The sequence below is a fragment of the Streptococcus sp. 1343 genome (assembly GCF_013277355.1).
Lineage (GTDB): Bacteria > Bacillota > Bacilli > Lactobacillales > Streptococcaceae > Streptococcus > Streptococcus pseudopneumoniae.
Map to the genome: position 1 here is coordinate 1 of NZ_VMMT01000058.1, position 17,563 is coordinate 17,563.

The window sequence follows — 17,563 nt, forward strand, 5'->3', positions numbered from 1 at the left end:
TGGCAACATCTACGAAAACAAGGAGTTACTAGATGCCTGACGTAGAATGGATTATGGAGAATTGCCATATGATGCGTGACAATGGTATCTGGGCAGGAGAGAAGCAGATTTCCTACGCTAGTCCAGATGGGCAATATACGTATTACGTAAACAAGCGTAAAGATGGCACTTATTATTTACATGGAGCGTATAAACATTATGGCAGGACGTAGATGGACAGAAGATGAGGTTGATTATATTTTACTAGCCCACAACGATAATGAAAGTACGGTTGAAGAGGTCGCTGATTTTTTAGGTCGTACAGTTAGTTCTGTCCGATGTAAGTCTGAGATAATCAACAAAGGAAAAGGTCAGTTTACAAAACGCCATTGGCAGGATGAAGAAATAAGAATTTTACGGCGCTATTATCAAAAAGTTCAAGATTTAAACCAGCTAGCTAAAATATTAAATCGAAGTTTAGACGCAGTGATTATAAAAGCGAACAGGCTCGGACTGCCTCGCAGAAAAAAGAAATGGGATATTTCAAAATACGATATAGAAACACTTGGAAAAATGGGCATGAGCTGTAGACAAATAGCATGCCAATTAGACAGACCACTTCGTCTGATTAGAGCGGTGGTTTATCATTATAAAATACCTGTCGGAAAAGAAGAAATTCAACAGCATCCTTGGAGTTTTGACAATGATATGATTTTTATGAGGAGGACTTAACATGACAGACAACATAAACAAACCAAGCCACTACCAAGGTGCAAACGGTCTGGAAGACCTGAAGAAAGCCAGAAAGAACCTTGACTGGCTTATCGAGGAGATGGAGCATGAATGAGTACGCATTATATCAAGGTGAAACGTTCGTGACGATAGGAACGCTTGAGGAAATCAGCAAAGAAACAGGAATTGCCGAGAGGATGTTGAAGTATTACACTTTTGCATCTACACAAAAACGCCATCCGAATGGTAGGGCAGTCATAAAGATTGAGGTGGATGATGAAGGATAAATTAAATCCAAGACAAGCAAGTAGGTTTGCTTTCTTGCTAAAGCAAAAACGTAAGGAAAGGAAGTTGTCACAAGAAAAGTTAGCAGCTAAACTAGGCTATAGTCGCTACCTGATTGCTAAATGGGAGAAGGAGGAAAGTGTACCGAATATTTATAATGTAGAAGATATCTGTACTTACTTTGCTTTTCCTGCTGATATTATTCTCGGGAGTAGGGCATGAAAAAAGCCAGCACAGCTGACTCCTCATGGTATGGTTTCGCATAACTATTATATCATGAGGAGGAGTTCGTGTGCAAATAGAGTTATTGGATATCATCGATGAAAAGAAAACCAGAAAGGAAGCTATCAAAGTCCTAAAAAAATACAGTCGTCTGAGACGGATTGCTGGAGAAGAATACGCCCCCAAAATAACAATATCCTACTCGCTTGAACCAAAATCATCAAGTGGTCAGACAAGTAAGCAGGTAGAAAGCATGGTCTTGCGTAGAGTATCAGCTCAGCAGGATTTAGAACTAATCGCTAAAGCAATCAACAATCTTTCCGATATGGAATATACACGTATCCTAATCGAACGATATTGCAGGAAGAAAAGGAGGGAAGACTACAGCATCTACTCAGAACTAGGCTACTCATCTAGTGAGTATTATCGGATATTAAACAAAGCTCTATTAGAGTTTGCAGAGTCCTATCAAGCAAGCAACCTTTTGGTTTACAAGTGATTTCTGGGAAAATCTTGGGAAAAATCTGGGAAAATCTTGGGAGAATTGGAACGAAAAAAGGTGCTAAAATAGTATTATCCAATGATTGGGTAACGAACAGTCATGAGGACTCCTAAAAATACAGAGGTTTCGGCCTCTTAGACAGTAAGGACAGGTTAGCAGGTTGTTTGGGTCTCCTTGAAACTTTTACCAAGCGTGCGTTTTACTGCTAGACCAGCTGGTTCAATTCCATCTACTGTCATATTCAATGCCACGACCAGTGGCTTTTTTTGATTATTTGAAAGGTGGTGATACTTGTTTTGAATATTGTAGAACCAATCAGGGATAAAGATGATATACAGGCTATGAAAGATTATCTGAGAGAATGGAATGAGCGTAATTATATTTTATTTCTTTTTGGTATCAATTCAGGTTTGCGAGTTGGTGACATTTTAAAAATTCGAGTAAAGGATGTTCAAGGTTGGTATATCAAACTGAAAGAACAAAAGACTGGGAAGAAGAAAAAGATTAAAATGACTAAAACTCTCAAACGTGAGGTTAGAGAGTATATACAAAATAAACCTCATCATCATTTTTTATTTCAAAGTAGAGTCGGAAAAAATAAACCACTTGATCGTAGGACTGTGGATTGGATTTTAAAAGTTGCTGCATCTGAGTGTGGTATTGAAAATATAGGAACTCATTCAATGAGGAAGACATTTGGATATCATTATTATAAAAAGACAAAAGATATAGCAATGTTGATGAGTTTGTTTAATCATTCATCACCAGCTATTACCTTAAGATATATAGGTATTCGTCAAGATCAACAGGACAAAGCGATGTCAAATTTTGGATTGTAGTTAACCAATTAGACATAACGAGTCAAACGCTAATTCATTTAGTGGATTACTGTATATCCTTATTGTGTCAGGATTTTTGGCGACTGTTTGAATTAGACAGAATATAAGATATGTCTAATTGAACGCTAGAAAATATAGAGTAACAGCAATTTAAAATAAGTATCTTTAAGATAATTATTGACGAAAGATATAATGAACAAAGAATATTAAACAATGATTGAAGTTTCAACTCGAGAAGAACGAAACCAATTTTACAATTCCAGTGAGTGGAGAACGATAAGAAGGCAAGCACTTAAACGAGATCATTACGAATGTGTATGGTGCAGGGATGAAGGCAAGGTCACGACTACTAATTTAGAAGTTGACCATATCAAGGAGCTAGAGTTCTATCCAGAGTTCGCGCTTGATATCGATAACCTACGAACATTGTGCAAGGCATGTCATAATAAAAGGCATGATCGTTTTGATAAGAATGACAGAAATTTCCGAAAAGATGAATGGTGGGGTTAGGTGAACGAATCTTAACCCCCCCCGGTCAAAAAAATCGGAAATTTTCAAAGATGTCGGTAAGCGGTCTGCACTCGACTGTCCAAATTTTTAACAAAAAATTAAAGGGGGTGGGGGGGAATGGAAGAATACTCGGAAAAAAATATAAAAGAATTAGAAAATCAGCTACTTTCTAAAATTGGCTATTTCAGTCCTAGAAAAAAGGATGCGATTCAGTATGAAAAAGTCAATCGCTATCTTTATCTTGTCCGGCTGCTTTATGAGCTGAAAGCTAAACTTCATGAAGACGGACTGGTCATCACTGTTCACAATGGACAACAAAGATTCCAAAAAGCGAATTCTCTCATCAAGGAAATCAACACAACCAGTAATCAGCTTTTGGCTATTGAGCGGTCGTTTGATTTTGATGTTGAAAATTCTCCTGTCGAGAAAGCTACGTCTGGAAGTGATCTGTTATGATTTCTCATCCGCTGGTTGATGACTACATCAAAATGGCTGAGAATGGAGAAGTTGTTGTCAACAAGGAAAGGAAGTTGCTGTTTAAAATCATCAAGGAGAAAATCTATCCTCGTGATGATTTGTATTTTGATAATGACTTGATTGATAAGTTCATTCGGTTTGCGGAAAAGAATTTTTTCCCTCTGGCTAAGTATCAACTTTTCTTGACACCGTTCATTTTTCTTTTTCGGAAGGTAGACGAGGAACCACACTTTGACGAGTATCTATACACACTTGCTCGTGGGGGTGGTAAGAATGGTTTTATGTCAGCAAGGTCATCGTTTTTTATCAGCCCTATCTACCCTATCAGAGATTACGATGTGACTATCACTGCTAACTCTGAGAAACAGGGTAAGGTTTCGTTTGAGGAAGTTTATGAGACTATCCAAAGGCGTGGTCTTGAGGACCATTTCTATCTGACTAAAATGTCTATCACAGGTCGAGCGAACAACTCGGTCTTTTCTTTTCGGACGAATAATCCGAAGACTATGGACTCTGCTCGTGATGGTTGTCTTGAGTTTGATGAGATTCACCAATTTGAAAATGATAAGGCTGTGAAGGTTCAAAGGTCTGGTCTTGGTAAGATTGCTCATGTCAGGACTTTCTACAACGGTACGAATGGGTATGTGCGCGAGGGGTTCTATGACAAGCTGATAGAGAAGTCTATGCAAATCTTGAATGGAGAGGTTGATGATTTCAGACTCTTCCCTTTTATCTGCAAGCTTGATAGTGCGGATGAGGTGGATGACATGAAGAATTGGCCGAAAGCAAATCCGATGTTGGATGAAAGCACGCCTTACGCTAAGAGGTTGCTTGCTAGAACTAAGGCTGACTATGATGACCTTGAGCTGGAGCCGTCTGGTCGTCAGGAGTTCATGACTAAACGGATGAATCTTCCTGAAGCAGACCTTGAGAAAGATGTGACGACTCGTGAAAGATTACTTGCTTGTTTACGTTCGCCTGGTATTGACTTGTTGGGTAAGTCCTGTGTCGCAGGATTTGACTATGCTAGCATTCGAGATTTTGCGAGTGTTGGTTTGTTGTTTAAGAACGGAGATGAGTTTATCTGGAAACAACATTCATTTGCTCGTAAAGCATTTTTGAAAGCTTTTAAACTTAAAGCTCCTATTCAGGAATGGGCAGATAGAGGCTTATTTACAATTGTGGACGGCCCTAGTATTGACCCTCGTTTATTGGTCGAAAAATTGAATGAATGGAGTAAGTTTTATCAGATTGAGCTTGTATGTGCAGATGGTTTCAGAATGGACTTGTTAAAACCTCTTTTGGAAGAGGCTGGTTTTGAATATGAGTTCTTGAGAAATCCTGGGGCGATTCAATCCAAGGTTGCGCCAATCATTGAAGACGGATTTGCTAATGAACGATTTATCTTTGAGAATGATAATTCTATGATTTGGTATACGGATAATACCTACGTCAAAGAGGACAAGGATGGCAATAAGCGTTTCTTGAAGAAAGAGCCCGTCAGAAGAAAGACGGATGGTTTCCATGCCTTGATTGCTGCTCTATACAAACGTGAGCTTGTACATGAGTCGAACGTTGGGGAATTCCTCGATATGTTAGAGGATTGGGAGTTTTAATCTAAGAATAAATTTTGGGTGGTAGGTTGGTAATTGGATAGGAAGGAGGGGAAGCATGGGGTTCTTAAATTTATTTAAGCGTGATGCGCCTGATGTTGTTTTTGATTTTGAAGAGTTGGAACGAATGTTGGGGTGTTTGCAGTTAAAGAGTTTAGCGATTGATAAGTCGGCGGAGTTTGTGGCTCGTATCTTTGCTAAGTCGGAATTTCGGTATATGGTGGAGAATCATCATGTGACGTCAGACTGGGATTATATTTTAAATGTGCGTCCCAATAAGAATGAGTCGGCCTCGGAGTTCTGGCAGAAGGTCATTTATCGCTTATTGACGAAAAACGAAGTACTCATTGTTTTGTCTGATGATAAGCAGTTACTGGTAGCTGATGCTTTTACTCGTAGGCGTTATGCTCTGTATGATGACACCTTTGAGATGGTGTCTGTCGGGGATTATACATTTCAGAGGAAGTTTGCTATGAGTGATGTCATCTTTCTTCAGTATAATAACAATCGCTTGCAAGAATATGTATCTGACTTGTTTTCTGATTATGAAAAACTACATACTCGTCTGGTGGAAGCCTTAGCTAGAAATAATCAGATCCGTGGGGTTCTGGCTACAAAAGCGAATGGAACTTTTGATGAGGATAAGAGAAAGAAACTGCAGAGATATGCGGACAATCTTTTTAAGTCCTTTACGTCTAAGACGGTTGCCATTGTACCGACAATGGATGGTGTGGAGTATTCGGAGTTGACCAATACGGTAGGAACTACAAATCTATCAGTTGAAGAGTTGAAGAAACTGAGACGTCAATTTGATGACGAGGTTGCGGATATATTAGGTTTGCCGACGGCTTTGATGCATGGAGATATGGCTGATTTGTCTAATAGCCAGAAGATGTTTAACAGTTATTGTTATGAATCGCTGGTTAAAAAAGTGGGTGACGCTCTAAACCATGCTATGGTGAGTTCGGCTGGATACGCTAATCAGAAAAAATTTGTGATTTTTGGTGAGGGGGGACTGGATAAGTTTGCTCTGGCTGAGAACATAGATAAACTCATCTCATCTGGGGCTATGACTCGAAATGAGGTGAGATTGGAACTTGGTCTTGAGGCTGTTCCTGGTGGGGATTCTTTCCTTATCACTAAGAACTATCAGGGTGAAAACGAAATAGAGAAAGGAGGAAATGAGGATGACAATCATTCAGATTAAGGGAGCGATTGTATCCAATGATGACCGCTGGTTTTATGATTGGCTAGACATGGATGCAACTGCTCCTAAGGATATTGTATTGCCGACGACGGGAGAAGATGTGGAGGTGCACATCAATTCTGGTGGTGGTGATGTGTATGCTGGTAGTGAAATCTATACAGCATTGCGTGCTTATCAGGGGCATGTGACGGTGAAAATCGTGGGGATTGCTGCTAGTGCTGCGAGTGTTATCGCTATGGCTGGTGATCAGGTGGAAATTAGTCCTACAGCGCAAATCATGATCCATAATGTATCTGCTGGTGTACGTGGTGACCATAAGGCGCTCTTGCATGAGGCTGGTGTGTTAGAAGGGTTTAATAAGTCCATCGCATATGCCTATATTGATAAGACTGGTAAGGCATTAGATGATTTACTGGATCTAATGGAGGGTGAAACGTGGTTTGATGCTCGTTCTGCTGTTAATCATGGCTTCGCAGATAAGGTCATGTTTGAAAGTCAGGAAGCTCCTGTCTTGGTAGCTAGTCAGACACCTGTGATTCCTCGTGATTTTATCGAAAAAATCCGATCTGCGATGACCCCAGATGTGGAGTTATTGGCGGACTTGGTTCGTGATAGGTTGAATAACAGTTTACCTATCCCAGAAGATAAGAAAAAAGAAGACAAGACGGCTGAACCTGTGGGGTTGGGTCGTTTCCCATTTTAAGAAAGGAAATAAAAAACAATGATGAAACTTGGTAATGAATTTACAACTGCTCGTCAGAACTTTATGAATGCAGTAGAAACTGGTGCTCCTATGGAGGAGCAAAATAAGCTCTATAACGAGATGATTGAGGCATTGACAGATAAGTTGCAAGATGATGCTCGAGAAGCTGCTCGTAAAGAAATCGCAACTATGAATCCATACGATGCACAGTTGACTGCTGAAGCTCGCGAATTTTTCAACAACATTGAGAAACTTCCTCCCAAAGGAATTGAGAAATTGTTCCCTCAGGAAACAATTGACCGTATTTTTGAGGATATGGTGGCAGCCCGTCCACTTCTTCAACACATCGGCTTGCGTAATGCTGGTATTCGTTTGAAATTCCTCAAGTCTAGTCGTACAGGTCAAGCGGTTTGGGGTAAAATCAATGCTGAAATTCAAGGACAATTGAAACAAGAATTTGCTGAAGAAGAAGCGATTCAGTCTAAATTGACTGCTTTTGTTGTAATCCCTAAAGACTCTGAAAAGTTTGGTCCTGCTTGGCTACAGTCTTACGTATCCATTCAAATTACAGAGGCCTTTGCAGCTGCTCTTGAAGCTGGTTATTTAAATGGTGATGGGGACAACAAGCCTATCGGGTTATCTCGTACTCTTACAGGGACTGCAGAAAGTGAAAAAGTAACTTATGCTGAGAAACAAGCTCAGAAAAAACCATTGACTTTCGCAGACTCTGCTACCGTGGTAAAAGAGTTGACGGAGGTTTATAAATACCATTCTACAAAAGCTGACAATACCACTCCTGTTGCAGTAGAAGGTAATTTGGTTATGGTAGTGAACCCTGTAGATGCCTGGGATGTGAAGAAGCAATATACGTCTCTCAATGCTCAGGGTGTATATGTAACAGCTATGCCTTATAACCTCATCTTGGTTGAGTCGGTTGCTCAAGCGTCTGGTAAGGTGACTACATTTGTCAAAGGTCGCTACGATGCCTTTGTAGGTGGGGGGATTGAATTTGGACGATTTACCGAAACCTATGCTTTAGAAGACTTGAATCTCTACACTGCTAAGCAATTTGCTTATGGTAAAGCGCATGATGAAAAGACTGCTGCTGTGTGGACACTGAATATTGGAAAATAAAAGGTGACGAAGGATGGAGATTGAAGCTAAACTTCATTCCCTCCTTGATCCTTTTAAGGAGCGGATGAGAATTTTTCATAGCGGAGAAGATGCGAATCTCTCACGGATGTTAGAAAGTTCTCAAATGGTTATTACCCGCTTGGTAGGAAGTGGGAATATACACGATCATCAAATAAGGGAACTTATCTTAGAACGTGCTCGCTATGTCTATAATGACCAAGTTGAATTTTTTTACGAAAATTTCAAAGCGGATATTTTAGCATTATCGTTAGATAAGATAGAAATGGAGGATAGTGATGATTAAGGTATTAAAAGAGTTTTATGACCTCAAGGAGGGAGTCCTTAGGCAAGTCGGAGAAAGGTTTGAAGCGACAGAAGAACGATTTGCTGAGCTAAAGGAACATTTACCTGACTATGTCGAGTTGGAAAAGTCGTCCAGAAGTCGTAGCTCTAAGGAAGTAGTGAGTGTAAATGAAGAGGAGTGAGGGACCAAGCTATCGTTACAAAAAGCCTGAGTCTCAAAATGGAGACCTGAGAACTCCCCTGACTTTCTATACCTCTAAAATAAAAAAAGGGGTTGATGGTCGTGATGTGAGTTACGAGAAGGCTTTTTATACGATGGGGCAAACTTATTCTCCAAGTATGAAAGACGTTGAGATTGCAACTGGAAAAGCGATGAAAGCTAAGATGACTTTGAAGATTCGTGACCCTCTGACAGATTATCAGCCTGAAAATCGGCATTTTGTCGAAGTGGGGGATATCCGTCTAGTTGGTAAGAAATGGCAAATCATTGATGTCCGTCCTGATTTTGCTAATCGGGATTTTTTGATTGTCCTTATCGGAGGTGGTCGTGATGTCTAGTGGAGCTAATCTAAAAGGATTTGATGATATTTTGAGGAATATTGAGGCTCGACTAGGAGAGCCGGTAATTCGTAGAAAGGTCAACAGAGCCTTGAAGGAGACGGTTGAGGAGTTTGAGCCAACTTTCAAACGGGCTATGGCGGTGTACGCTGACACTGGGAAGACGGTTGGTGCGGTCGTTCATGGGAATGTGACTGGTACATCCAGCGGAGTTCCAATGGTTAAATTAGGTTTTAAAAGTCCTCGTTGGACTATTATTCACTTAAATGAATTTGGCTATGCAAAGAATGGGCATCCTCGTGGTTTCGGAGTCATGCGCCGCTTTTTTGAAGCGAGTAAGCCGGTCTTTAAGTCTAAAGTCGGCATGAAGTTAAAACAGGAGTTTTTGTAATGATTAAAGACAAATTAACTGAACTCTACGATGCTTTGGAAGAGGATGAGTCTTTATCTGGTATTAGTATCAAGTCTTTTGAGCGTCCTGAGAGCTTGGGAGATGGCGAGACCAGTATTGTCATTATCCCTGTAGGGCCTCCAATGCAGACGGCTCACGGTAGTAATACTAGTTTGGCTAAGACTTTTCTCTATCAAATCAATGTAGAGTCTACTAATCGAGTGGAGTGTAAAGAACTCCAAGGAAGAATTGAAAAAATAATGGAAGAACAGGGATTTTATCAGACTGAAGGTGGTTTGGAACAATGGATTCCTGATATTAAGCGCTATGTAGACGTTCGGACTTATCGTGGTATGAGCGCTCTATATGAGAAATACTAGAAAGAAGGAAAAAGAAATGACAGTAAAAGGAACTGCACTTATCGGACTTAAATCAGTCACCATTCGTGTGCATGATGGACAGACTCCAACGGTTGGACAGAACCTCTTCACGCTAGAAGGTAAAGATAATGAAGGGGCTACACAGACCGCTAGAGTAACTGGATTATCTAGTGACCCTGTAAAGACTTATGGTAGTAATGTGGCTTATCACGTCTCCAATCGAGGAGTCGGTGATGTTAAGGTAGAGATGGGCTTGCTTGATGTCCCATTAGCTTTATATACGAATGCTTTGGGGTATGGCGATGATGATGGTATCTATTACTTCGGTGCAGACACAGTTGCCAAGAATGTTTCCATTCTCATTGAAAGTAATACTGCTGATGGGGAACCTGTTTACTATGGTTTTTATAAAGGTCAGCTTTCTATGGATGCTATTGATTTTGAAACGCTCAAGGATAAGGCGAATGAGTTAGCTACTACTAGTGTGAATTTCACTGCGACAGCTAGTTCAGACGTTGCAACTAAGGGGCGTTATGGTGCTATTGTTTATGGTTCAGATGCTGAAAAGTTGAAGAAATTGAAAGGTCAACTAAACATAACCGCTGCGGGGTAGAAGGAGGGCGAAAGCTCTCTTTTACTTTTTTAGAAAGGAAAGTATATGGCTAAGGTTCAATTTACAATTAAAAATGACAAGGGAGAAGATGTCCTAAAAAAGAGCAAAGAAATCACAACTCGTGATTATCGTGACTATTTGGTCATGAACGAATCCTTGACAAGTGATTTATCTGAGGTAGAGAAGCTTGATAAGCAGTTGGGATTTATTGCTAGTTTGTTTGATGATGTGACAGTAGAACAATTACTAGAATACACAGATTTTGCGAAAGTGATTTCTATTTTTACAGCAATTTATGCTCATCTGGTAGGTGATGTAGACCCAAAGGAAAAGAGCTAGCACCTGGGCAAGCGATCAAACGTTTTTATGGTTTTGTCAAGCAAGTTACAGAGGGTCCTTATGGAATGAGCATTCGCGATGTGATGGATACGAGTTGGGAGGACTTGATGGGGGTCTTGGGAAGTCTGGAAACGAGTGAACAAGAAGAAGTGCTTGACTTGGCAGATTTTTTAGAAAGTCTCTAGGTCAAGACTTTACAAATCAAAGGCTTAGGAATATAATAGAGATATGTAAGGGAGGTGGAAGAAATGTCTCGAAAAGAAAAAGCATGTAGAAGATATTGGTTTTGGTTTACCATTTTTATCCTTTATCTTGCTTTTGGCTTGTATTGTATTTGTACAAATTTTGTAGATATCTTTGGTATGCTCTTGCTATCACCCTTTATCTTTGCTTCCCTGCCACTCTATGCTTATCTATTTCTTGGTATGTTTATCTGGGCTTTTATGAACATGGCAATGGATGATTTTTATAAAGAATGATGAAAAGTCCGTAAGGGCTTTTTTCTTTGCTCTGAGGAGTTAGGAAGGAGAACAAGATGGCAAGCGGTACGCCGTTAGGTCAGATGTATATCGAGCTAGGGTTGGACGTGTCAAAGTTCAGTCCTACTCTAACTGGTGCAAAAAACGCTGTAAAGTACTTTCAAAATAATGTCCGTTCTTTGGACAGTACTTTAAAAGGCAATGAAAAAAATGCTAGCTTACTTCAAGCAAAATACAAGACTTTAGGACAAGCCATTGATTCACAACGTAAAGTTTTGGATGAGATGAAGAAAAGTTTTGATAAACTTGAACCGGGGACAGCTAAATTTGACAAGGCTGCTGCTGATATTCAGCGTGAGAATGCTAAGTTGGCAGTAATGGAAGGTCAGCTACGCGGTGTTGAAAAAGCTTTGCAAGATGTGGGGCGTGAAAATAGTTGGTCTGGTAAGATGGATACCTTGAGTGAAAATTTTGCAAAAGGTGGAGAAAAATTGCGGGCTATGGGCGATGCAATGAAGCCTGTGTCTGCTGCTTTATTAGCTGGTTTTACGCTTTCTACTAAGAAAGCTATTGACTTTGAAAGTCAGATGAATACAACTAAATCTCTGTTAGCAGATACTATTCCAACAGCGGATGAACTGAACAGTACCACACAAAAGCTGGGTGAAAGTTCAAAAAATTGGGCGAAGCAGTATGGGATTTCTACTGCATCTATCAATGAAGGGATGCAAGAAATTATCAAGAAAGGTTTTGATGCCAATCAAACAATCGAAGCCATGCCTGCTATCCTAGACGCTGCAAAGGCGTCTGGTGAGGACTTCAATACGGTTATGAACGCCACTACGAATATTTTGCAACAATTTGGGCTATCTACTCAGGATACAGAGCGAGTAACCAATAGCTTAACCTTTGTCGCCAATAAAACGGCTGCTGGTTTTGCTGATATGGGGGCTGCAATGGAGTATGTTGGTCCCGTTGCTAAAAACGTTGGTATGAACTTGGAAGAGACTGCCGCTGCTGTTGGTCTTTTGTCCAACAATGGTATTGCTGGTGAAAAGGCTGGTACGGCTCTGCGTGGAGCTTTAACAAGGCTACTGAAACCATCAGAGCAAAATGCAAATGCAATGGAGAAGCTTGGTTTTTCTGCAGAAGAATTTCGTAGCGGCGCGATTAAGCTACCTGATATTTTGGATCGTATCAAAAAGAATACGGAAGGGATGACAGATGCTCAGAAATCGGCCTTGATTGCTACAGCCTTTGGTACAGAAGCTCAGACAGCGATGAATATCTTGGTTGACCAAGGTGGAGATGCGTTGCGTAATCTTGCTAATGAAACCAAGGGGGCGACAACTTATACCAAGGATTTAGCAAATGAATTATCTAAGTCTTCTAAAAATGGTGTGGAACGTTTTAAATCTAGTTTGGAAGTTTTACAGATTAACATTGGTCAGAAATTATTACCATTACTAACTCCTGTGATTGATAAGGTGAACCAATTTATCGACTGGCTAAGTAAGGCTCCTCCAGCCGTACAGAGCTTGGCGGTTGGTATTGGTGGTTTTTTGGCTCTGGGCTACCCTCTATTGAACTTTCTTGGCAATGGGGCGACGGCTCTTAGTATTTTGATAAAACATGCCGGTAAATTAGAAGGACTATTAAAGGGCGGTCTCGGTCTTGCTAAATTGACAGAGCGTGCTGGTAAATTAAAAGGACTTTTACAAGGTGGTCTCGGTCTTGCTAAGGTAGGAAGCGAAGCCACTGTTTTAGCGGAAGGAGCTGGCGCTGCTGCATCTAGTTCTAGTCTCTTGTCTGGAGCCATTGGGGCTTTGACAAATCCTATTGGTTTGCTGGTGGGTGGTGCTGCTTTACTAGCTGGAGGATTGGTCTATCTAGGACATAAGAAAGACGAGGCGCGCATTAAGGCGGAGGAATTTGGGTCTCAGTTGAGTGATACTGCAAGGAAAGAGTTAAGAGATTTCCAAAGTAAGGTAGATGATACCAGTACAGCAGTAGCCAACTTTGGAACCCACGCTGGCGATGCTGAAAAAGTTTCTGAAGCTTTTCGAAAACTTCATGAAGAGGTAGCAGCAGGTGCTGAAAAAGCTAATCAACGTATGGAAGAATTAGCTAAAAAGTTGGGGTTTAGCGATGAAGAAATCGCTAAAATGAAAGTAAAAAATGACCAAGTTGTTTCAAATACCGATGCAATGGCTAATCAGGTCAGTGAAATCTACAAACGTCATAATGGAGACGCTAGCAAGTTTTCTCAAGAAGAAAAAGAAATCGTCTTAAACAACCAAAGAGAGATGATCAAAGCTAGAATCGAAATGATGGAATTATCTGGCGAACAACAAAAGGCTGCGCTTCAGGCTCTGAATGGAGAGATTGGTAGTTTAAATGAAACGCAATTAAAGCACACAAGAGATGTTTTGAAGAAGGCTCTGGATGAAGAAAATCAGTTATACAAAACCTCAAAAGATGGATTGAAACAACTCTTAGATGCCAAACGTATCGATCAAGAAACTTACAATAAAAAAATTCAAGAACTTGAAACAAACCACCAGCAAACCATGGAAGCCTTAGGTACTAAGTATTACCAGGTTATGCAAAACCTTGACGCTAAGGTAAAAGCTCGAACTGGACAAAGCTGGAACTACTGGGAAGAAGCTAAAAAGGTTCTGGAAGAATATGGTTTGTCTTATGAAGTAATCGGTCAAAAGGCAGCAGAAGCTTCTCAAAAAATGGGTGATTCCCATAGCATTCTTGCTAAGTATACTAGTGATATGAGCAAGGAAACGAGAGAAGCGAATGATGCTTGGTCTTTGCTCGTCGGAAACATTGATGAAAACAACAATTTTGTCATTAAATCAAACGTAAAAGAAGTGATTGGGGAAGCGACTAAATCTGCTGAGGGTTGGGAGCAATTGCAATTTATTGTTAAAAATGCGAATATCAACTCAAATGCTCGGGTAACGATTGCTGAAGCTCTCGTTGAGTCTGGTAAGTGGTCAACCATGACACTGGAAGAAAAACAGTTGATTGTCCAAAATCAAGCAGGACTGCAAGCTATCTTTGATAGTGAAAACCATCTTAGAATCTGGAACAGTATGCCTGCTGAAGTCAAGCAACTGCTTTTGGAAAATACAGATGTGATGAATAAGGCTGAGGAAGCTTCCAAAGCGCTCTATAACTATGATGCCTTGACTCCTAAGCAGAAAGAGTTGCTGGCTACGGATGAGAATTTCAGAAAGGCTGTTGCTCGTTCGACTGACACGCTAACAACTTGGAATGCAACTACTCCATTTACAAAAGATTTGAAACTAGATCCTACAAATGTTTTGAACAACGGGCAATTGTCAATCGATAAAATCATGGCTTGGAATCTATCTAATCCAGAGAATAAGTCATTAAATGCTACTGACAATACTAGTGAAGCAGTTGCTAGTGCAAAAGCGAGTGTGAACTCTCCGAAACAGGAAAAACCAATTGATTTACTTGCGAAAGATCAGACTGCAGGCGTTAGAAATGAGACGAGTGCGGCTATTAATGCGATTAAGCAACATAATCCAGTAGATATCCTTGCTAAAAATAGCACTTCCAGTACTGTCAGCGAGGTCAAAAGCGTCGTTAATAGCATTCAAGACAAAACGGTTACAATCAACGCTCAAGATAATGCGTCTGGCGTGCTTGCAGGCATTAGGACTTGGATTACTAGGGTAACTGGTGATTTCTTTACCAATGTTTTTGCTAGTCGGCATGCCCACGGTACCAACTATCACCCTGGTGGTCTTGCTATGGTCAATGACCAACGCAATAGTACCTACAAGGAATTGGTTACTCTTCCAGATGGTAGGAGCTTCATTCCTGAGGGGAGGGATGTTCTTCTTCCTCTTCCTAAAGGGGCTAAAGTTTTGCGGGCGGATAAGACCAAACGCTTGATGCGTGAGATGGGGGTTCCTAAATATGCTGCAGGAGTTGGCATTCCGAGTGATGCTAAATTCCTTCGTGAGATGGAAGAAGCACAAGCTAAAATAGTGGTGCAAACAAAAGGAGATACAAATAGTAAAGACAGCGATAAAGTCGTGTCTGAGATAGCGATTCTGAGAGCAAGTATGGAGAAGATCCTTACCGCTATCCTTGAAAAGCCGTCAGATACTTACCTGGACGCTGATAAAATTTCAATGAGCGTCTACCAACGTCAAGGTGCGATTTACGCTAGGGAGGGAATGTAATGTTTTACATGATTATCAATGGTTTCAATACATCAACTATCCCTCACTGCGTGGTGACGGATTTTGGTCAGGTGGAGGCAGCTAAACCTAGGGTGGTTGAAGATGCTAACCTCTACGGAGCAAACGGAAGTTATCGAGTGCTGGATGGTGGCTATGAGAGTTATGAACGGACTTTTTCGTTCTATATTCCTAAGTTACTGGATGTTTCGACTATCGTGGAGAAATTTCAGCCTAAGGACAATGTGCTGGAGTTTAGCTACCAGTTGGGTTCTGTCTTTTATGCGGATTTTATTGGTGCAACCTATAGCCCTCATGGGATGCATGCCTGGAAGCTAGAGCTTAAGCTGAGTATGCAACCGTTCCGCTATCAGAAAAATCTTGCTCCTCTTATTTTTACCGCAAGCGGTAATGTCAACAATCCAGGCTCTGTCTATAGTGAGCCTGTGATTGAGATTGAGGGAGACGGAGATATTTCTTTGACTATCGGAAGGACAACTATGCACTTGACCATTAGACGAAAAGTGACCATTGATTGTAGGCATAAGAAACAGAATATCTATAATGCAGATGGCGCGGTTCAAAATACTTTACGTAAACGTGGAGGCTTCTTTGAGTTGGCAGTTGGTAATAACGGTCTGGTCTTTACTGGTGCGGTTCGTAAGGTCACAGTTCGGCCGAATTGGAGGTATATTTTATGATTTATCTTACAGAGGGAAATAGGCCTTTAAACGAGGCCTACAATGATGAAATTGTCCATTTTGGGAACAATACCTATCAACTGACCTTTCGTTTTCCTACATCGGATCCCAAGTGGGAATTGCTGAAAGAGGAAACCTTTCTGACTGCAGATGATCTGCATGGTGAGCAGGATTTTTATATTTTTGAGGTTGAAAAGCAACAAGGATATATTCAAGTCTATGCCAATCAGGTTATCAGCCTGTTAAATAACTACATCGTCAGCTCTATTGAGGTTGACCGTGTCAGTGGTACAAGGGTGTTGAGTGCTTTTGCTGGTAGTATTACCAGAGCCAATCCTTTTTCTTTTTTCTCTGATATTGATGATAGGCATACGCTCAACATCAAGGACAAGAATGCCATGGAGGTCTTGGCCAAAGACAAGCACTCTATCCTTGGTCAGTGGGGCGGAGATATGGTGCGAAACGGTTACAACTTACGTTTGTTGAAGAATGGCGGTTCAGAAAATGAATCGCTTTTTATGTACAAGAAAAACTTGTCCAGCTACCAGCACAAGACCTCAACGAAGTCTTTAAAAACTCGGATAACCTTTAAAACGACTGTTAAGGGCGAGGGAGAAAATGCGGTTGACCATGATTATATGGTGGTGATTGACAGCCCCTTACTTGGGAACTATAGCCAAATCTACGAAGATGTGGTGGAAGTCAATGACCAAGATGTGACAGATGAGGCTAGCTTGATTGAATACGGTAAGCAGTATTTTCGGACGAGTATGTGCGACATGCTAGAAGATAGTCTTGAAATCTCGGTTGTCGGCCAGAGCGATGTAGCGGTTCGGATGTTCGATGTGGTCAGTATCTACCATGAGTGGTACGGTCTTGATGTTCGTAAGAAAATCACCAAATATACCTATTCGCCAATGGCAAAACGCCTAAAATCAATAGGTTTTGGGACCTTCCAGTCCAGTCTTGCAAATGCGATCGGTGGGATTGTAAATGATGCCGTTTTGAATGAAAGCCGAAATCTGCATCAGATTTTTGAAGAACGTTTGAAAAAGGAAATCGCCAACGCTGACCGTGCTTTTGACGCTGAATTTACTAAGCGTGAGAAAGCTATCACGGATGCCATCGAACTTGCCAAGGCTAAGGCAGAAGAAGTCAAGCAAGAAGTGTCTGACACTATCAATCAGCGTTTCAATAGCTTTTATGATGAACCTTTACGAGAATCAAGGCGCAAGGCTGAGGAAGCTTTGAGACAAGCTGGCGCAAGTAGCTCTCTTGCTCAGGAAGCCAAGCGGATTGGGCTGGATTCTGTTGCTAGACTTGAAGCGTTTAAATCGCAGACTAGGAATGCTCAGACGGCTTTGTCG

23 protein-coding genes are annotated in these 17,563 nt (G+C 40.9%); all 23 read left to right on the forward strand.

All coding sequences use genetic code 11. From position 1 onward, the window contains the following. Window positions 1–32: 32 nt before the first annotated feature. Window positions 33–212: a hypothetical protein gene (locus HT709_RS08475; protein WP_001113499.1), complete on the forward strand. Its 180-nt coding sequence runs from the start codon at window positions 33–35 to the stop codon at window positions 210–212. Further along, window positions 199–711, forward strand: a complete 513-nt coding sequence (locus tag HT709_RS08480; RefSeq protein WP_007284829.1) for a GcrA cell cycle regulator domain protein — start codon at window positions 199–201, stop codon at window positions 709–711. Before HT709_RS08475 ends, HT709_RS08480 begins: the two co-directional genes overlap by 14 nt. Window positions 712–818: 107 nt before the next feature. Next, window positions 819–998, forward strand: a complete 180-nt coding sequence (locus HT709_RS08485) for a hypothetical protein (protein ID WP_001007110.1) — start codon at window positions 819–821, stop codon at window positions 996–998. Continuing rightward, window positions 988–1,218, forward strand: a complete 231-nt coding sequence (locus HT709_RS08490; RefSeq protein WP_000653363.1) for a helix-turn-helix transcriptional regulator — start codon at window positions 988–990, stop codon at window positions 1,216–1,218. Before HT709_RS08485 ends, HT709_RS08490 begins: the two co-directional genes overlap by 11 nt. A 70-nt stretch (window positions 1,219–1,288) precedes the next feature. Then, the gene (locus tag HT709_RS08495; protein ID WP_023940104.1) at window positions 1,289–1,717 is read left to right on the forward strand and encodes an ArpU family phage packaging/lysis transcriptional regulator; all 429 of its coding nucleotides are present in this window, start codon (window positions 1,289–1,291) and stop codon (window positions 1,715–1,717) included. A gap of 299 nt (window positions 1,718–2,016) precedes the next feature. Continuing rightward, a complete protein-coding gene (locus tag HT709_RS08500; RefSeq protein WP_001028145.1) occupies window positions 2,017–2,559 on the forward strand; it encodes a site-specific integrase in 543 nt (180 codons plus the stop codon). A 213-nt stretch (window positions 2,560–2,772) separates the two neighbouring features. Then, window positions 2,773–3,069: an HNH endonuclease gene (locus HT709_RS08505; protein WP_000573817.1), complete on the forward strand. Its 297-nt coding sequence runs from the start codon at window positions 2,773–2,775 to the stop codon at window positions 3,067–3,069. Between the two features lie 117 nt (window positions 3,070–3,186). Then, window positions 3,187–3,525, forward strand: a complete 339-nt coding sequence (locus HT709_RS08510) for a hypothetical protein (RefSeq protein WP_000393459.1) — start codon at window positions 3,187–3,189, stop codon at window positions 3,523–3,525. After that, entirely contained in the window at window positions 3,522–5,162 is a 1,641-nt protein-coding gene (locus HT709_RS08515; protein WP_023938748.1) for a terminase TerL endonuclease subunit, read from the forward strand. Before HT709_RS08510 ends, HT709_RS08515 begins: the two co-directional genes overlap by 4 nt. Window positions 5,163–5,217: 55 nt before the next feature. Beyond that, window positions 5,218–6,366 (forward strand): phage portal protein, encoded by a 1,149-nt coding sequence (locus HT709_RS08520; RefSeq protein ID WP_023937059.1) that lies wholly within the window; start codon window positions 5,218–5,220, stop codon window positions 6,364–6,366. After that, entirely contained in the window at window positions 6,347–7,069 is a 723-nt protein-coding gene (locus tag HT709_RS08525) for a head maturation protease, ClpP-related (protein WP_000152604.1), read from the forward strand. Before HT709_RS08520 ends, HT709_RS08525 begins: the two co-directional genes overlap by 20 nt. Window positions 7,070–7,087: 18 nt before the next feature. Then, a complete protein-coding gene (locus HT709_RS08530) occupies window positions 7,088–8,203 on the forward strand; it encodes a phage major capsid protein (RefSeq protein WP_000976936.1) in 1,116 nt (371 codons plus the stop codon). A gap of 13 nt (window positions 8,204–8,216) precedes the next feature. Beyond that, window positions 8,217–8,507 carry a hypothetical protein gene (locus HT709_RS08535; RefSeq protein ID WP_000401888.1) on the forward strand — a complete coding sequence of 97 codons (291 nt, stop codon included), beginning with the start codon at window positions 8,217–8,219 and terminating at the stop codon, window positions 8,505–8,507. Continuing rightward, window positions 8,500–8,688 (forward strand): hypothetical protein, encoded by a 189-nt coding sequence (locus tag HT709_RS08540; RefSeq protein ID WP_000598693.1) that lies wholly within the window; start codon window positions 8,500–8,502, stop codon window positions 8,686–8,688. Before HT709_RS08535 ends, HT709_RS08540 begins: the two co-directional genes overlap by 8 nt. After that, entirely contained in the window at window positions 8,675–9,064 is a 390-nt protein-coding gene (locus tag HT709_RS08545; protein WP_000830391.1) for a hypothetical protein, read from the forward strand. The genes HT709_RS08540 and HT709_RS08545 overlap by 14 nt, the downstream gene beginning before the upstream one ends. Continuing rightward, window positions 9,057–9,455 carry a hypothetical protein gene (locus HT709_RS08550; protein ID WP_023933960.1) on the forward strand — a complete coding sequence of 133 codons (399 nt, stop codon included), beginning with the start codon at window positions 9,057–9,059 and terminating at the stop codon, window positions 9,453–9,455. Before HT709_RS08545 ends, HT709_RS08550 begins: the two co-directional genes overlap by 8 nt. Beyond that, on the forward strand, window positions 9,455–9,835 hold the full coding sequence (locus HT709_RS08555; RefSeq protein WP_000588569.1) for a hypothetical protein: 381 nt from the start codon (window positions 9,455–9,457) through the stop codon (window positions 9,833–9,835). Before HT709_RS08550 ends, HT709_RS08555 begins: the two co-directional genes overlap by 1 nt. 16 nt (window positions 9,836–9,851) lie before the next feature. Continuing rightward, window positions 9,852–10,448 (forward strand): major tail protein, encoded by a 597-nt coding sequence (locus HT709_RS08560; RefSeq protein WP_000216339.1) that lies wholly within the window; start codon window positions 9,852–9,854, stop codon window positions 10,446–10,448. Window positions 10,449–10,493: 45 nt separating this feature from the next. Then, window positions 10,494–10,787, forward strand: coding sequence for a hypothetical protein (locus HT709_RS08565; protein WP_001151571.1), 294 nt, complete (start codon window positions 10,494–10,496; stop codon window positions 10,785–10,787). A 248-nt stretch (window positions 10,788–11,035) separates the two neighbouring features. Continuing rightward, the gene (locus tag HT709_RS08570; protein WP_000087358.1) at window positions 11,036–11,266 is read left to right on the forward strand and encodes a hypothetical protein; all 231 of its coding nucleotides are present in this window, start codon (window positions 11,036–11,038) and stop codon (window positions 11,264–11,266) included. A 56-nt stretch (window positions 11,267–11,322) separates the two neighbouring features. Then, window positions 11,323–15,498 carry a phage tail tape measure protein gene (locus HT709_RS08575; RefSeq protein WP_172925681.1) on the forward strand — a complete coding sequence of 1,392 codons (4,176 nt, stop codon included), beginning with the start codon at window positions 11,323–11,325 and terminating at the stop codon, window positions 15,496–15,498. Continuing rightward, complete coding sequence (locus tag HT709_RS08580) at window positions 15,498–16,196, forward strand: phage tail protein (RefSeq protein WP_079252851.1); 699 nt, start codon at window positions 15,498–15,500, stop codon at window positions 16,194–16,196. The genes HT709_RS08575 and HT709_RS08580 overlap by 1 nt, the downstream gene beginning before the upstream one ends. After that, the coding region (locus HT709_RS08585; RefSeq protein WP_172925682.1) for a phage tail spike protein at window positions 16,193–17,563 on the forward strand (1,371 nt) is incomplete at its 3' end. The genes HT709_RS08580 and HT709_RS08585, both read left to right, overlap by 4 nt.

Coding starts and splice junctions, on each gene's coding strand:
- HT709_RS08535 (WP_000401888.1), top strand. CDS start 8,217: ATGGAGATTGAAGCTAAACTTCATTCCCTCCTTGATCCTTTTAAGGAG.
- HT709_RS08530 (WP_000976936.1), top strand. CDS start 7,088: ATGATGAAACTTGGTAATGAATTTACAACTGCTCGTCAGAACTTTATG.
- HT709_RS08475 (WP_001113499.1), top strand. CDS start 33: ATGCCTGACGTAGAATGGATTATGGAGAATTGCCATATGATGCGTGAC.
- HT709_RS08505 (WP_000573817.1), top strand. CDS start 2,773: ATGATTGAAGTTTCAACTCGAGAAGAACGAAACCAATTTTACAATTCC.
- HT709_RS08550 (WP_023933960.1), top strand. CDS start 9,057: ATGTCTAGTGGAGCTAATCTAAAAGGATTTGATGATATTTTGAGGAAT.
- HT709_RS08525 (WP_000152604.1), top strand. CDS start 6,347: ATGACAATCATTCAGATTAAGGGAGCGATTGTATCCAATGATGACCGC.
- HT709_RS08540 (WP_000598693.1), top strand. CDS start 8,500: ATGATTAAGGTATTAAAAGAGTTTTATGACCTCAAGGAGGGAGTCCTT.
- HT709_RS08565 (WP_001151571.1), top strand. CDS start 10,494: ATGGCTAAGGTTCAATTTACAATTAAAAATGACAAGGGAGAAGATGTC.
- HT709_RS08490 (WP_000653363.1), top strand. CDS start 988: ATGAAGGATAAATTAAATCCAAGACAAGCAAGTAGGTTTGCTTTCTTG.
- HT709_RS08560 (WP_000216339.1), top strand. CDS start 9,852: ATGACAGTAAAAGGAACTGCACTTATCGGACTTAAATCAGTCACCATT.
- HT709_RS08580 (WP_079252851.1), top strand. CDS start 15,498: ATGTTTTACATGATTATCAATGGTTTCAATACATCAACTATCCCTCAC.
- HT709_RS08575 (WP_172925681.1), top strand. CDS start 11,323: ATGGCAAGCGGTACGCCGTTAGGTCAGATGTATATCGAGCTAGGGTTG.
- HT709_RS08520 (WP_023937059.1), top strand. CDS start 5,218: ATGGGGTTCTTAAATTTATTTAAGCGTGATGCGCCTGATGTTGTTTTT.
- HT709_RS08545 (WP_000830391.1), top strand. CDS start 8,675: ATGAAGAGGAGTGAGGGACCAAGCTATCGTTACAAAAAGCCTGAGTCT.
- HT709_RS08485 (WP_001007110.1), top strand. CDS start 819: ATGAATGAGTACGCATTATATCAAGGTGAAACGTTCGTGACGATAGGA.
- HT709_RS08570 (WP_000087358.1), top strand. CDS start 11,036: ATGTCTCGAAAAGAAAAAGCATGTAGAAGATATTGGTTTTGGTTTACC.
- HT709_RS08515 (WP_023938748.1), top strand. CDS start 3,522: ATGATTTCTCATCCGCTGGTTGATGACTACATCAAAATGGCTGAGAAT.
- HT709_RS08555 (WP_000588569.1), top strand. CDS start 9,455: ATGATTAAAGACAAATTAACTGAACTCTACGATGCTTTGGAAGAGGAT.
- HT709_RS08480 (WP_007284829.1), top strand. CDS start 199: ATGGCAGGACGTAGATGGACAGAAGATGAGGTTGATTATATTTTACTA.
- HT709_RS08510 (WP_000393459.1), top strand. CDS start 3,187: ATGGAAGAATACTCGGAAAAAAATATAAAAGAATTAGAAAATCAGCTA.